Here is a 13,388-nt window from a genome sequence, read left to right as displayed (position 1 = left end):
CGCATTATGCAAGCGCTTACATTTATGACTCAGCGGGCGTCAATCGGCACCCAATCCCGTGGCTCCGGTCCGTTGTAGAGCGTGAGCGGACGGATCAGGATATTGCCGCGCTGCTGTTCGATGCACTGGATCACCCAACCCGGCATCCGACCGATGGCAAAGATCGGAACGTAAAGGTCCATCGGGATGCCGTGCAGCTGGTAGATCACGCCGGAATAGAAATCCACGTTCACATTCAGACCGTGGCGACTGTAGGGCTTCATCGCCTCAACGACCGCTTGCAGGATCTCGTACCATTCGGGCGCGCCCATCTCTTCGCCCAGCTTGCGAACGCCTTCGCGCATGTGGCGCGCGCGGGGGTCTTCGGCGCGGTAGACGCGGTGGCCGAAGCCGGTGACGGCCTCGCGGTTGGCACGCTTGGTTTTCACGTACTCCGCCGCCTTGTCCGGAGTACCGATCTCCTTGACCATCTTCATCACGTCTTCGGCAGCACCACCATGCGCAGGACCCGCCAGCGTGCTAAGCGCGGTTACGATGGCACCGTGCAGGTTCGCCTCCGTCCCAACCGTCACCCGCGCCGCAAAGCTGGAGGCGTTGGCGCCGTGTTCCGCGTGCAGGACAAAATCCACATCAGCCAGACGCGCCGCGTCCTCGGACGGCTTTTCGCCCTTGAGCATCCAGAGCCAGTTGGCGGCATGGCTGAGGCTATCATCCGGGGTAACCGGATCACGCCCATTGCGGATCGCCTCATGCGCCGCGACCAGCGTCGGCACTTGCGCGGTCAGCCGCATACCATTGCGCAGGAATGCCTCCTCCCCGGTCGCAAGGCTGTCCGACTCCAACGCCGCCAGCGCAGACACCGCCGTGCGCAACACGTCCATCGGGTGGCCGTCCTTGCACACGCGGATGATGTCGAGAACCGCATCCGGCACCGACCGCGCTGCCCGCATCTCTGCGTCAAAGGCTGCAAGTTCTGCCGCGTTCGGCAATTCGCCCTTCATCAAGAGGTGGCACACCTCTTCGAACGTGGCATGCGTGGCCAGATCGTGGATCGAATAGCCCCGATATTGCAGCGTTCCCGCGGCGCCGTCGATGTCGCTCACCCCGGACCGTTCGAAATAGACACCCTTCAAACCTCGGTTGATCTTGACGTTATCAGTCATTGAAGGCTCCTTTGCGGCCGGAAGTGGGAGAGTGATATGAGCGTTCTGAGCAAGGCACGTGCCATTGCAGCAGGATCGGACACCCGCGTGGTGTTCCCCGAACTTAACGATCCGCGCGTTGCAAACGCCGCGCAGCGTCTGACCAAGGAAGGGCTGTGTTCCGTGCTCGATGTCGCGGCCGATCCGACAGAGGCACAGGTTGCAGCCCTCGTGTCAGCGCGCGGAATGAAAGAGGCGATGGCCCGCAGGCTTTTGCAGAAACCCCTATACCGCGCTGCCGCAATGGTCGCCGCAGGCGAGGCCGACGCGATGGTCGCAGGGGCCGACAGCCCGACGCGGCGCGTGATCGAAGCAGCCAGCATGGCCATCGGGCTGGCCGAGGGCGTGACAATCCCGTCGTCGTATTTCCTGATGGTGTTCCCGGACGGGCGCGAATTCGTGTTCGCAGACTGCGCGGTAAACGTGGCACCGGATGCAGCGGCGCTGGAAGCCATTGCGCGGGCGTCGGCTGACACGGCACAGGCGCTTTTGGGCGACGCGCAGGTCGCGCTTTTGTCTTTCTCTACCGGCACCAGCGGCGCAGGCGACAGTGTGGATCGCATGCGCAGCGTTGCCGAGGCCACGGGGTTTACAGGACCGGTCCAGGCGGATGCCGCGCTGAACGCCACCATTGCCACGAAGAAAGGGTTGGGCAGCGGAGATGCCAACGTGCTGATCTTCCCATCGCTGGACGCGGGCAACATTGCGTACAAGCTGTGCCAGGAATTGGCGGGCGCGCAGGCTATCGGCCCGTTTCTGCAAGGTTTTGCCAAGCCCGTCTGCGATCTCAGCCGGGGTGCCAGTGTGGACGACATCGTGGCGTCAACGCTGGTCACCATCGCCCTCGCACAGCACACCTGATCGGTGGAACTCATGCGGCCTCCAAAAGGGCCAGCGCGTCCATCGCGATCATGCGCTCTTCTTCGGCAGGAATGACCCAGACGGCGACTTTAGAGCTTTCCGCATGCAGGCGCGGGCCAGAGCGGTGATTGAAGTCCGGATTGATCCGAACGCCCGCCCATTCCAGCCCCCGCAGGATACGTGCCCGCACTCCGACCGCATTCTCGCCGATCCCCCCGGTAAAGGCGATTGCGTCGAGACCCTCCAATGCCGCGATCAGTGACCCGGCGTGGCGCAGCGTCCAATAGCAGAAATGTTCGACCGCAAAGGCGCTTTCGGCAGATGCGTCCAGCATCAGCTTGCGCATGTCGGACTTTCCGCCCGACAGGCCCAACAAACCGCTTTCATGGTTCAGGATCGCCTTGGTGCGCTCAAGCCCGTTTTCCTCGACCAGACGCAACACCGCGTTTGCGTCGATCCCGCCAGAGCGTGTGCCCATGGTCAGGCCATCCAGCGGCGAGTACCCCATTGTCGTGGCGATTGACTGTCCGTTGTGGATCGCGCAAAGCGACGCGCCGTTGCCAAGGTGGAACGCCAGCAGGCGCGACGGCAGCGCGTCACCTGACACTTCGGGCAAGCGGCGCACGAGGGACGCATAGCTGAGTCCGTGGAAGCCATAGCGGCGGATGCCCTTGGTCTCCATCATCTTCGGAATGGCATAACGCGTGGCCACATTCGGGTTGGTCGCATGAAACGACGTATCAAAGCTGGCAAACTGCGGCAGGTCCGGCGCGAGCCGCGACAGCGCTTCCATCGGGGCAAGGTTGTGCGGGTTGTGCAGCGGGGCAAGGGGCGTGCAATTTGCGATCTCGGCGCGGACCTCATCGGTGACGCGCATCGGACCCGTGAGCTTGCGACCGCCGTGTACCACGCGATGCCCCACCGCGCGAAGAGTGGCCGGCGTGATCCCGCGCTCTGCCAGTGCTTTCAGGATCGCTTCCAAAGCTGCGCGGTGGTCGATCAGCGGCACATCGTGCGTGTCGTCCCCGATCCGCAAGCGAGAGGCCCCGCCGATGGCGTCGGCCATCCCCGAGAGGGTTTCGATCAAGTTCGGATCAAACAATGCAAACTTGATCGAGGACGACCCCGCATTCAGGACCAGAATCGGTCCGTTCTCTGCGGGGTCGGTCATGTCAGGCGACTTTCTGAGGGCGCATGTCCGCCGGGTCGATCCCCGCCACGGCCACGGGTGCCTTCATCGCGTCGCGGCGGAACGGCTCGCCGAGTTCCTGGTTGATCATGGCTTCGATCAGCGTGGTCTTGCCATTCTCCATCTGGTCCTTGATGGCGGTGTTCAGAGCATCGCGCAGTTCGTCCATCGTGCGGGCGATGACGCCCTGCAGACCGCAGGCCTTGGCGATGCCCGCATAGCTCACGCCCTCGTCGAGTTCAGTGCCGACGAAATTGTCGTCATACCAGAGGGTGGAGTTGCGCTTTTCCGCACCCCACTGGTAGTTCCGGAAGACGATATGTGTGATCGCCGGCCATTCGGGACGGCCAATCGCGGTCAACTCGGTCACCGCGATGCCAAACGCACCGTCACCCGAGAAGCCAACCACTGGAACATCGGGGCAGGCGATCTTTGCGCCGATGATCGACGGCAGGCCATAACCACACGGTCCGAACAGACCCGGCGCAAGGTATTTCCGGCCTTCTTCAAACGTCGGATAAGCGTTGCCAATGGCGCAATTGTTGCCGATATCCGATGAGATGATCGCCTCTTTCGGCAGAGCCGACTGGATCGCGCGCCATGCCATACGCGGGCTCATCCACTCCGGCTTGGCCGCGCGGGCGCGTTCGTTCCAGGTGGTACCCGGATCGTCCTGTTCGTGGTCCATGCTGGACAGTTGCTGCGCCCAGGTGGATTTGGTTTTCGCGATATTGGCTTTTCGGTCCTCACGTCCCTCATCGCCTGCAGTGTCGGACAGGCGTGCAAGAATGCCCTCTGCCACCTTTTTCGCATCGCCGACGATGCCGACGCTGACCTTCTTGGTCAGACCGATGCGGTCCGGGTTGATGTCGACCTGAATGATCTTCGCGGTTTTGGGCCAGTAGTCGATGCCATAGCCGGGAAGGGTCGAGAACGGGTTGAGGCGCGTGCCGAGGCACAGGACAACATCCGCACCCGAGATCAGCTCCATCGCCGCTTTGGAGCCGTTGTAACCCAGCGGACCGGCGAAGAGCGGATGCGAGCCCGGGAAGGCGTCGTTGTGCTGATAACCTACACAGACCGGCGCGGTCAGACGCTCTGCCAGCGCCATGGAGGCGGGGATCGCACCGGCGAGAACAACACCGGCGCCGTTCAGGATGACGGGGTTCTTGGCGGACGACATCAGATCAGCCGCCTGCTGGATCGCGCTGTCACCACCCGAGGGACGTTCGAATTCAACGACTTCCGGCAGTTCGATATCGATCACCTGAGTCCAGAAATCGCGGGGCATGTTGATCTGTGCAGGAGCCGAGGCGCGCTTGGCGTTCAGGATCACGCGGTTCAGAACTTCGGCCACACGGGAGGCATCACGCACCTCTTCCTGATAGGCGACCATGTCTTCGAACAGTTTCATCTGCTCGACTTCCTGAAAACCACCCTGACCGATGGTCTTGTTGGCCGCCTGCGGTGTGACCAGCAGAAGCGGGGTGTGATTCCAGTAGGCGGTTTTTACGGCGGTCACGAAATTGGTGATGCCCGGGCCGTTCTGGGCGATCATCATGGACATCTTGCCGGATGCGCGGGTGTAGCCGTCGGCCATCATGCCGCCAGACCCTTCATGCGCACAGTCCCAGAAGGTGATGCCTGCCTTCGGGAAAATGTCGGAGATCGGCATGAACGCAGACCCAATGATCCCGAACGCGTGTTCGATCCCGTGCATCTGGAGGACTTTGACAAAAGCTTCTTCGGTGGTCATTTTCATGGTGGCTCTCCCTGGGAAGGGCGCGGGCCGAGGGGCCTGCGCGGTTGGGCGGACACTAGCGATGTACACCGCTTGCCAATAGGGCCACTTTGAAAGGCCGCTTATAGCCAAACGAGGGGCTGAGGCGATCCTTCCCCGGAATGACGCGAGGGGAGCAGACACCTATTTGCTGCAATCCCGCGCCATTTGTGCCGTTATTTGATTGCAGTATAGTTGATAAACCCGGATATCGGCGCGAAAGGGCGCTGCGCCGCCAGACTATGCGGTTTGGTTCACCCGCCCAGCAGGGCGACAACGGCAGGACACTGAATGCCAAACGCATTGGCAATCCTCGCACTGGCCACATGGCCTCTGGTGACAGTTGTTCTGTTTCAGAAACTGCCGCCCGGTCGCGCTGTGATCGCGACCTTGCTCGTGGGGTACCTGTTCCTGCCGGAACCACCTGCCGGTTTCGACTTCCCGCTGTTGCCGCCCCTGACGAAACACACGATCCCGGCACTCAGCGCGTTCTTCATGTGGTTTTGGCTTTACCAAAAAGACTTCCGCTTATTGCCAAGATCACCTCTTGCGGTGGCTTTGCTGTGTCTCTTCATTTTCTCGCCAATCGTCACTGCTCTGACAAACATGCAGCCGATATATTGGGGGGAATTCTTTATTCAGGGCATGACGATCAAGGATTCCATCGGGTTCGTTATCCAACAGATCCTGCTGGTCATCCCGTTCCTTCTCGCGCGACGGTTCCTGTCACAAGCCGAAGACCAGCGCGATCTGATGTATGCGTTCATGATCGGCGGGCTTGTCTATTCATTGCCAATGCTGGTGGAGATCCGACTGTCGCCTCAGTTGAACCTGTGGATCTACGGCTACTACCAACACGACTTCATCCAGACGATCCGGTTCGGTGGCTTCCGCCCAATGGTGTTCCTCTACCACGGGATCTGGGCCGCCTTCTTTCTGCTGATCTCGATCATTGCGGCGTTTGCGCTTTGGAAGACGCAGAAAGTCAGATCGAAATGGGCGTTGCTCTGCATTGCGCTGTACCTCACCGCCGTTCTGATCTTGGCAAAATCACTGGGAGCATGGCTCTTTGCCGCGGTACTGATACCGGCCGTCGTTCTGTTCGGAACACGCTGGCAGATGCGGCTTGCGGTCTGTATTGCGGCCTTTGCGATCACCTACCCTGCATTGAAAGGTGTCGGTCTGGTTCCCGAGACCGCAATCCTTGAAGCTGCAGGCAGCATCGATCCGGACCGGGCGGCATCGCTTGAATTCCGGTTCACCAATGAAAACCGCCTCTTGGAACGCGCAGAGCAAAAGCCGCTTTTCGGGTGGGGCAACTACGACCGTAACCAGATCATGAACCCGGCCAACGGGGTGATCGAAACCATCACCGACGGGCGCTGGATCATTCTGATCGGCCAGTTGGGCTGGCTTGGGTTCCTGGCAGAATTCGGTTTGCTGGTCTTGCCGGTTTTCCTGCTCTGGCGTGAAACGCGCCATCGGGCGGTAGAAGATTATTCACTCCTGATCGTTCCGCTGTCGCTGATCCTGGCCGTCAACGTGTTCGACATGCTTCCGAATGCAACATTGACACCGTTGACATGGCTTATGGCCGGGGCATTGACAGGCTACGCCGAAACCCTTCGCGATGGGCGCGGTGCCTATGAACCAAAGGAGCGCCTGGCCTGGCGCCCTGTCCTTTAGAAAATGCGCGACACCATGACCGCCACATCATCACATCGGCCAAGGGTTCTGGCCATTGCCGAAGCCGCCAATCCCGAGTGGGTCAGTGTCCCGCTTGTCGGATGGTCCATGGCTCAGGCTTTGCGCGACGTGGCCGACGTTCATCTGGTCACACAGGTGCGCAACAGGGATGCGATCCTGCGCGCCGGTCTCATCGAAGGGCGGGATTTCACCGCCATCGATTCCGAGGCTGTTGCCCGCCCGCTCTGGGCATTGGCAGAAAAGCTGCGCATGGGCGAAGGCAAAGGCTGGACCACGCTCCAGGCCTTCAATGCACTGATGTACCCTTGGTTTGAACATCTGGTCTGGAAGCAATTTGGACAGCAGATCAAGGCGGGTGACTTCGACATTGTCCACCGGATCACCCCGCTGAGCCCGACGATTTCGTCACCGATCGCCCGAAAGATCGATCGCGCCGGGATTCCGTTCATCGTCGGCCCTTTGAACGGCGGCGTTCCGTGGCCCAGGCATTTTGATGCAGAACGTCGTGCCGAGAAGGAATGGCTCAGTTATCTGCGGGATGCATACAAGCATCTGCCCGGACGCGACCGTGCCCTGAAACACACGTCGACCATCGTTGTGGGATCGCGCCATACGCAAAGCGAGATCCCTGAGAGGTATCAGGACAAGACCGTCTACATCCCCGAAAACGGCATTGATCCGACGCGCTTCAACAGAACGGCCCAGCCTACGGGTGACGTTCTCAAAGCCTGCTTTGTCGGACGGCTGGTGCCCTACAAAGGCGCAGACATGCTGATCGCAGCGGCGGCTGACTTGCTCCGCAGCGGGCGCATTACGCTTGATATTATCGGCGACGGTCCGATGCTTGGCCAACTGATGGATCAAGCTGCGTCACTTGAATGCCAAACCGGACTGACGTTCCACAAGTGGATTCCCCATGCCGAGGTGCAATCCATCCTGAGCCAGTCTCACATCCTCAGCTTCCCCTCGATCCGCGAATTCGGCGGTGGCGTGGTTCTGGAAGCGATGGCGCTTGGCGTGGTGCCTGTGATCGTCGACTATGCCGGTCCGGGCGAACTCGTCACCTCTGACACCGGCTTCAAAGTACCCTGCGGCAACCGCGACGCAATCATCGCGGCATTCCGGGAAACGCTGACACGGTTGTCGGACAACCCCAGGTCGCTTGCCCCTCTGGCGCGAAATGCCAAGGCACGGGTGGACGACTATTTCCTTTGGTCGCGGAAGGCCGAGCAGATGCGAGAGGTCTATGACTGGACCCTCGACATGAAACGATCCGAAAAACCGGACATTTTCAGGGCAAAAATTAGTCCGTTTGCCGCAACAATGCCATAAGTTTCCCAACACACTGTTTCCCAATTGTGTGTTGCTGGGGCCGGATCAAACAGAGTATCTGTGTCCGAACGGTGGGGGCCGTCGCTGAAGAGTCGTGTCACCGTGCCAACCCGCACTCGTCCTCATCTGTCGAACCTCTTCGTGTTGAGAGACTCAGAGGCCGCGCGGTCCGAATTGCGGCAATTTCTTCTCACGATGGCGGGTTTCGCGTTTGTGCTTGCCGCCTTGGGCGCCGGGCAATTCGGCGCCGACGCGTTTGCCAAAGACATCATCCTCGTTTTCTCTGGCGGCTGGTGTGCAAACCAGCTGATCCGAGGCCCTGACACGTTCAAAAAGCAGGTGATCTGCGTTCTGCAGGCCTACTTCATCGGCGTCCTCTGCTGCGCGTTGGTGCTTTTCATCGTCGGATGGATGATCTTTCTCCCAGACGAATACAATCAACTGGGCCATGCACTTTTGATGGCTGCAACATTTACCACAAACTTTGGCCAGGCCTTTTTTCCCGTAGGGACGGGCATGCGGTTTGACGGTCTTTTTGACCACCTCTGGATACCGGCCCTGATCGCGCAGTGCGGTGTCATTCTCAGCCTGCTGTACTGGTGGTTTTCAAATAACCCGACACGTCTTCTGACAATCCTTTCCGTTCTTGCAGGGATATCGTTGATCCTGTCGCTGATCGACACGCCGGTGGTTCAAATCCTGCCAATCGGAGGCTTGTGGGCGTTCCTGTTCGGCGCAATCCCTTTCATCCTTGGAAACAGATTTCGCGTGCTTGAATATGCCACGCTGATCGCGGTGATCAGTGTGCTGGTAGGCGTTCTTGTCATCACGGTTGCAGGCGACACGCTTCTGGCGCGCGCCCTGATCGCCATGGGTCTTGGCCTCCTGTATCTCGGCAGTCGTCCCCGCGCCTCCGTAGCTGAAATGTCGGAAATGCGCCGCCGCTGGTTCGGAATGGTGCTGCACACCTTTCTTTGGGCGGTGCCCCTGACACATCTGAATGCGGCTCTTAGTATTTCGGGACAATCGCATACGAATTTCCTCGCGTTGATCGTGCCTTGCCTTCTGTTCTCGATCTTTTCCTGGACGATCTGGCAACATTTCGAACAGCGACAAGGAACGAACCAATTCGTGATAAGCGGCGTTGTGGCTGCGGTGCTGTTTATCAACGGCCTGATCGGTCTGGCGACACAAGGGCTGCAAGTGCGTTTCCCAGACAGCGCGCAAGCGTATATTCACGCATTGGACAACAGCGAACCCGCGTTTGCCTGTCCAAGGGCAACGGACGGTCCTTTGGCCGGCCTTGAGGTGTGCAGGCTTGGACCTGATGGACCACCGCAGGTTCTTGTTTGGGGCGATCACCAATTGGATACGCTGCGGGTTGGCTTTGCCGAGGCTGCGCGGCGTGCGAATGTTCCGACTTTGATGATCTCGCACTCGAATTGCGTCCCCCTCGATGGCCTTCAAACCCGCCTGTCGGCAAGCACTGACATTTCCGGTCAGGACTGCGACCAGCAATCAGCCCAAGTGGTTCAGGCGCTTGCGCATCTGAAAAGCATTCGACAGGTCACGCTTGTTGCCGATTGGGCCTATTATCTTGAAGTGACGGATGCCGAGCTGTTCAACCGTCCCAAGGTCCGCCTTGGCCCAATGGACGGAAGTCCCTTCGACGTGACGCGGCAGGCCGACTATGTCGCGGAAGCGGCTCGAACCACAGTGAAGTCACTTTCGGAACGGGGAGTCCGGGTATCCGTAGTCCGGCAGGTGCCATCACATCCCCGGTTTGACGCCGAAATCGCTGCGCGCGCCAGCCTTCCTGGTGTCGGCATGTATTTCGGGATGCCAAAGCTGTCGACCGTGATTTCCCTCGACGATGTTACCGAACGCCACAAGCCAATCGACAGCTTGTTCCAGCAGTTCGCGGCGAACGGTCAAGTGGTCTATGTGGACACCTGGGATGCATTCTGTTCGAGCACGAGATGCGAAGCTCGGGGCGGCTTGTCCAGCGACTACATCACCTCCACACGGCTTAGCCAAAGCGGTGCATTGGCACTGGCATCGATTTTGGCGGCTGATCTCAGACGTGCACTGACACACGCGCCATTGCGACGAAGCCTCGACAGCTGATCACGCGGCCTGTGGTGCCATCAGCTCTTTCCAGCGATGGCACGCCACATCATGTCCCGTGCCATCCGTTTCCAGCTTGGGTTCGACCTGCTTGCAATGGTCCAAGACGAATGGACAGCGCGTGTGGAACTTGCAGCCCGACGGCTGATTGGTCGGTGACGGGATTTCCCCCTTCAGCTTCTGCGCGGATCCCCGGTCATCCGGGTCAAGCGAAGGGATCGCCGAAAAGAGCGCCTTGGTGTACGGATGACGGGGAGCCGCGAAAAGTTTGCGCGTCGGCGCCGTTTCCACCAGTCGGCCCAGATACATGACCGCAACGTGATCGCAGGTATGCGCAACGACGGACAGGTCGTGGCTGATGAACAGGAAGGTGAGCCCCATATCGGACTGGATCTGCTTGAGCAGGTTCAGCACATCCGCCTGAATCGACACATCCAAAGCCGCAACGCTTTCGTCTGCCACGATGAACTTGGGCGCTGACACCAGCGCGCGGGCAATCGAGATGCGCTGGCGCTGACCGCCGGAAAACGCGTGCGGAAAGCGGCGCAGGTGTTCAAGGTTCAACCGGCACTTTGCCGCGATCTCGCGCACGCGGGCATCGGTGTCCTGCCGGTTCTTCGTCAGCTTCATCACCTCAAGCGGTTCCGCGATGATGTCGCGCACCGTCATCCGCGGGCTGAGCGCGGCGTAGGGGTCCTGAAAGATCAGCTGCGCGCGTTTGCGGTAATCCTTGAGTTGGTCTTTCGTGATCTTCTCGAGGTCATAGTCCACCTCGCCATCACTGTAATGCGCCCCGCCTGCCGTGATCGGTGCCGCTTTGAGCAGCGCGCGTCCAAGCGTTGTCTTGCCAGAGCCGCTTTCGCCAACCAGTCCGAAAAACGATCCCTTCTGGATCTCGAGGGATACATTGTCGACCGCCTTGAGGATCTGCTTGTTCAACAATCCTCCTCCGATAGGAAAACCGACAGACAGCCCTTTGGCACGGATCAGAACGTCGCTCATGCCGGCACCTCGTCGTAGATATGGCAGGCCACCTTGTGGGTCGCGTCGATCTGACGGTCCTTCGGATCGGCGGTCTTGCAGACATCACCCACAACTTTGGAACAGCGGGTGTGGAACACACACCCCGTGGGGCGTTCAAGCGGTGACGGGATGTCACCGGGCACCGGCGTCAGGGGCGAATCCAGATCGTCCAGCTTAGGCAGGGCCGCAAGCAACCCTTGGGTGTAGGGGTGTTTCGGGTTGCGAATGACCTCGCGCACCGGGCCCTCTTCGATCATGCGACCCAGATACATGACGTTCACCTTGTCGGCCGTCTGCGCCACCACACCAAGGTCATGTGTGATGAACACGATCCCCATCTGAAACTCGGCCACGAGGTCTTTCATCAGGTCGATCACCTGCGCCTGAATGGTCACATCCAGCGCCGTTGTCGGCTCATCCGCGATGAGCAGCTTGGGCTGCGTCGACAGGGCCATTGCGATCATCGCACGCTGACGCATGCCGCCAGACAGTTCGAACGCGTATTGGTCAAACCGCTTGGCGGCGTCAGAGATGCCAACCCGGTCCAGCATCTCGATCGACCAGCGCTTCGCAGAGTCCCACGTATAATCGCCATGCAGTTGAAGCTGCTCAACCATCTGCTTGCCGATGGTGATCGCGGGCGCAAAGCTGGCCATCGGTTCCTGAAAGATCATGGAAACCGCCCCACCGCGTACAATGTTCAACTCGCGCGGGGTGCGCAGGGACAACACGTCCACCGGCCCCTTGTCAGTGTGCAGGGTGATCTTGCTTTCAGGCGTGTAGACAGCGTTGCGCGCATTCAGATGCATCAGCGCCTTGGCCGTCACCGACTTGCCTGACCCCGACTCGCCGACAAGTCCCATCACCTCGCCCTTGTTGAGCGAGAAACTGACATTGTCGACAGCGGTGATCAGCCCCTCATCGGTGCGGAACTTGAGTGTCAGGTTCTGTACGTCGATCAGGGCCGTCATTTGTTATTGTCCGAATAGGGGTCTGCCGCGTCGCGCAAGCCGTCACCGACAAACACGAACGCCATCACCAGTGCGATGAAAAAGATTACCGGAATGAAATACCATTGATAGTTGAGAAGCACATCGGCACTCGTCACGTTCTGAAGCATGACGCCGAGACTGTTCACCGGATCCTTCAGGCCAAGACCGATGAAAGAAAGCGCGGTTTCCGACAACACCATGTAGGGGAACGAGATCACCAGATCGACGATGATGTAACTGGTGAAACTGGGCAGCAGGTGCCGCCGGATCACGTGTCCCGAGGACGCCCCGCACAACTGTGCCGCCAGCACGTATTCCTGGTTCCGCTCGGTCAACAGGTGCGTCCGCACCCGGCGCGCCAGTGTGGGCCATCCGATCAGGCCGAGGATGAGCGAGATGTAGAAGAACCGTTCTTCGGCGGATAGCTCGGGTGGCATGAACGCCGCCACCGCCATGAAGAGCGGAATGGCAGGCACCGTGCGCACCGCATCGGTGATCATCTGCAAGACAGAGTCGATCCACCCGCCGTAATACCCCGATATCCCCCCAATCACGAGCGCCAGCACAAAGGCGATCAGAACCCCGATGGTGCCCACCTGCAACGAGGTCCAAATGGCATGGAAGGTGCGCGAAAAGATGTCCTTGCCCGCATCATCCGTGCCGAAGACATGCACGAATCCGTCCGGCGCTCCGAACAGATGTGTGTCCATCGGGATAAAGCCGAACAGCTTGTACTCCCACCCTTCGACGAAGAAATAGATGTAGTGGCGTTCATCTTCATTGATCGTCGTCACCCAGCGGAAATTCGTCGCCATCGACCGTTCGCGTTCAACCGCATGAACAAAGGGGCGCAGAGAACAGCCGTTCACATCGCAGAACATCGGGATCTGCGGCGCGCCGTTGGTGTATTCATCGTTCTTGCCCGCAATCGTCGGATTGTAGGGCGACAGGAACGGCGCAAAAATCCCCGACAGGACCAGGAACAACAGAACACTTGCCGCGATCATCGCAGCGCGCTGTTTCTTGAACCGTGCCCAGATCAGCTGGCCCTGCGATGCGGTGAAATAGGCCTCTTTCGACCGGCGTTCGACCGCCGCGTCGGTTTCCACCACCTGGACATGCGGACCGGTGGTCTGCGCCAGATTGGGCTTCATGGGATCGGGTGTCGTCGTCAT

The 13,388-nt window shown here is 59.8% G+C and carries 11 protein-coding genes; 4 read left to right on the top strand and 7 right to left on the bottom strand.

What is annotated here, in order from left to right; genetic code table 11:
- Nucleotides 1-29: 29 nt before the first annotated feature.
- Nucleotides 30-1,163, bottom strand: coding sequence for a citrate/2-methylcitrate synthase (locus ACMVPR_RS18380; protein ID WP_416884049.1), 1,134 nt, complete (start codon nucleotides 1,161-1,163; stop codon nucleotides 30-32).
- Nucleotides 1,164-1,199: 36 nt separating this feature from the next.
- Between ACMVPR_RS18380 and ACMVPR_RS18375 the strand changes: the two genes are divergently transcribed.
- Nucleotides 1,200-2,063 carry a phosphate acyltransferase gene (locus ACMVPR_RS18375; protein ID WP_416884048.1) on the top strand — a complete coding sequence of 288 codons (864 nt, stop codon included), beginning with the start codon at nucleotides 1,200-1,202 and terminating at the stop codon, nucleotides 2,061-2,063.
- Between the two features lie 10 nt (nucleotides 2,064-2,073).
- Here ACMVPR_RS18375 and ACMVPR_RS18370 read toward each other — a convergent pair whose 3' ends face one another.
- Both ACMVPR_RS18370 and xsc read right to left on the bottom strand, forming a co-directional pair.
- Nucleotides 2,074-3,234 (bottom strand): acetate/propionate family kinase, encoded by a 1,161-nt coding sequence (locus tag ACMVPR_RS18370; RefSeq protein ID WP_300586106.1) that lies wholly within the window; start codon nucleotides 3,232-3,234, stop codon nucleotides 2,074-2,076.
- A gap of 1 nt (nucleotide 3,235) precedes the next feature.
- A complete protein-coding gene (gene xsc, locus ACMVPR_RS18365) occupies nucleotides 3,236-5,014 on the bottom strand; it encodes a sulfoacetaldehyde acetyltransferase (RefSeq protein WP_416884047.1) in 1,779 nt (592 codons plus the stop codon).
- 309 nt (nucleotides 5,015-5,323) lie between these two features.
- Between xsc and ACMVPR_RS18360 the strand changes: the two genes are divergently transcribed.
- Together ACMVPR_RS18360 and ACMVPR_RS18355 are read left to right on the top strand one after the other, a co-directional pair.
- Nucleotides 5,324-6,718, top strand: coding sequence for an O-antigen ligase family protein (locus tag ACMVPR_RS18360; RefSeq protein WP_416884046.1), 1,395 nt, complete (start codon nucleotides 5,324-5,326; stop codon nucleotides 6,716-6,718).
- A 15-nt stretch (nucleotides 6,719-6,733) separates the two neighbouring features.
- Complete coding sequence (locus ACMVPR_RS18355; RefSeq protein ID WP_416884045.1) at nucleotides 6,734-8,071, top strand: glycosyltransferase family 4 protein; 1,338 nt, start codon at nucleotides 6,734-6,736, stop codon at nucleotides 8,069-8,071.
- 153 nt (nucleotides 8,072-8,224) lie between these two features.
- On the opposite strand, the gene ACMVPR_RS18350 is transcribed toward ACMVPR_RS18355, so the two are convergent.
- Complete coding sequence (locus ACMVPR_RS18350) at nucleotides 8,225-8,521, bottom strand: hypothetical protein (RefSeq protein WP_416884044.1); 297 nt, start codon at nucleotides 8,519-8,521, stop codon at nucleotides 8,225-8,227.
- A 66-nt stretch (nucleotides 8,522-8,587) separates the two neighbouring features.
- Between ACMVPR_RS18350 and ACMVPR_RS18345 the strand changes: the two genes are divergently transcribed.
- Nucleotides 8,588-10,198, top strand: coding sequence for an SGNH hydrolase domain-containing protein (locus tag ACMVPR_RS18345; protein ID WP_416884043.1), 1,611 nt, complete (start codon nucleotides 8,588-8,590; stop codon nucleotides 10,196-10,198).
- Here the strand turns inward: ACMVPR_RS18345 and ACMVPR_RS18340 are convergent, their stop codons facing one another.
- From ACMVPR_RS18340 to ACMVPR_RS18330, 3 genes are read right to left on the bottom strand one after another with little or no spacing between them, the layout of a single operon-like run.
- Complete coding sequence (locus tag ACMVPR_RS18340) at nucleotides 10,199-11,200, bottom strand: ABC transporter ATP-binding protein (protein ID WP_416884042.1); 1,002 nt, start codon at nucleotides 11,198-11,200, stop codon at nucleotides 10,199-10,201.
- Nucleotides 11,197-12,192: an ABC transporter ATP-binding protein gene (locus tag ACMVPR_RS18335; RefSeq protein ID WP_416884041.1), complete on the bottom strand. Its 996-nt coding sequence runs from the start codon at nucleotides 12,190-12,192 to the stop codon at nucleotides 11,197-11,199. Before ACMVPR_RS18335 ends, ACMVPR_RS18340 begins: the two co-directional genes overlap by 4 nt.
- Nucleotides 12,189-13,388 carry an ABC transporter permease gene (locus ACMVPR_RS18330; protein WP_416884040.1) on the bottom strand — a complete coding sequence of 400 codons (1,200 nt, stop codon included), beginning with the start codon at nucleotides 13,386-13,388 and terminating at the stop codon, nucleotides 12,189-12,191. Before ACMVPR_RS18330 ends, ACMVPR_RS18335 begins: the two co-directional genes overlap by 4 nt.

The sequence above is a fragment of the Marivita sp. genome (assembly GCF_048006345.1).
Taxonomy (GTDB): domain Bacteria; phylum Pseudomonadota; class Alphaproteobacteria; order Rhodobacterales; family Rhodobacteraceae; genus Marivita.
The sequence above is the reverse complement of the archived record's forward strand: the minus strand, read 5'-3'. Positions and strand labels throughout refer to the sequence as shown.

Bases quoted from the DNA above. Each gene is read 5' to 3' on its own strand.
- xsc (WP_416884047.1), bottom strand. From the start codon at position 5,014: ATGAAAATGACCACCGAAGAAGCTTTTGTCAAAGTCCTCCAGATGCAC.
- ACMVPR_RS18335 (WP_416884041.1), bottom strand. From the start codon at position 12,192: ATGACGGCCCTGATCGACGTACAGAACCTGACACTCAAGTTCCGCACC.
- ACMVPR_RS18345 (WP_416884043.1), top strand. From the start codon at position 8,588: ATGCGGTTTGACGGTCTTTTTGACCACCTCTGGATACCGGCCCTGATC.
- ACMVPR_RS18340 (WP_416884042.1), bottom strand. From the start codon at position 11,200: ATGAGCGACGTTCTGATCCGTGCCAAAGGGCTGTCTGTCGGTTTTCCT.
- ACMVPR_RS18355 (WP_416884045.1), top strand. From the start codon at position 6,734: ATGACCGCCACATCATCACATCGGCCAAGGGTTCTGGCCATTGCCGAA.
- ACMVPR_RS18350 (WP_416884044.1), bottom strand. From the start codon at position 8,521: ATGGCCCAGTTGATTGTATTCGTCTGGGAGAAAGATCATCCATCCGAC.
- ACMVPR_RS18360 (WP_416884046.1), top strand. From the start codon at position 5,324: ATGCCAAACGCATTGGCAATCCTCGCACTGGCCACATGGCCTCTGGTG.
- ACMVPR_RS18330 (WP_416884040.1), bottom strand. From the start codon at position 13,388: ATGACGACGACACCCGATCCCATGAAGCCCAATCTGGCGCAGACCACC.
- ACMVPR_RS18375 (WP_416884048.1), top strand. From the start codon at position 1,200: ATGAGCGTTCTGAGCAAGGCACGTGCCATTGCAGCAGGATCGGACACC.
- ACMVPR_RS18370 (WP_300586106.1), bottom strand. From the start codon at position 3,234: ATGACCGACCCCGCAGAGAACGGACCGATTCTGGTCCTGAATGCGGGG.
- ACMVPR_RS18380 (WP_416884049.1), bottom strand. From the start codon at position 1,163: ATGACTGATAACGTCAAGATCAACCGAGGTTTGAAGGGTGTCTATTTC.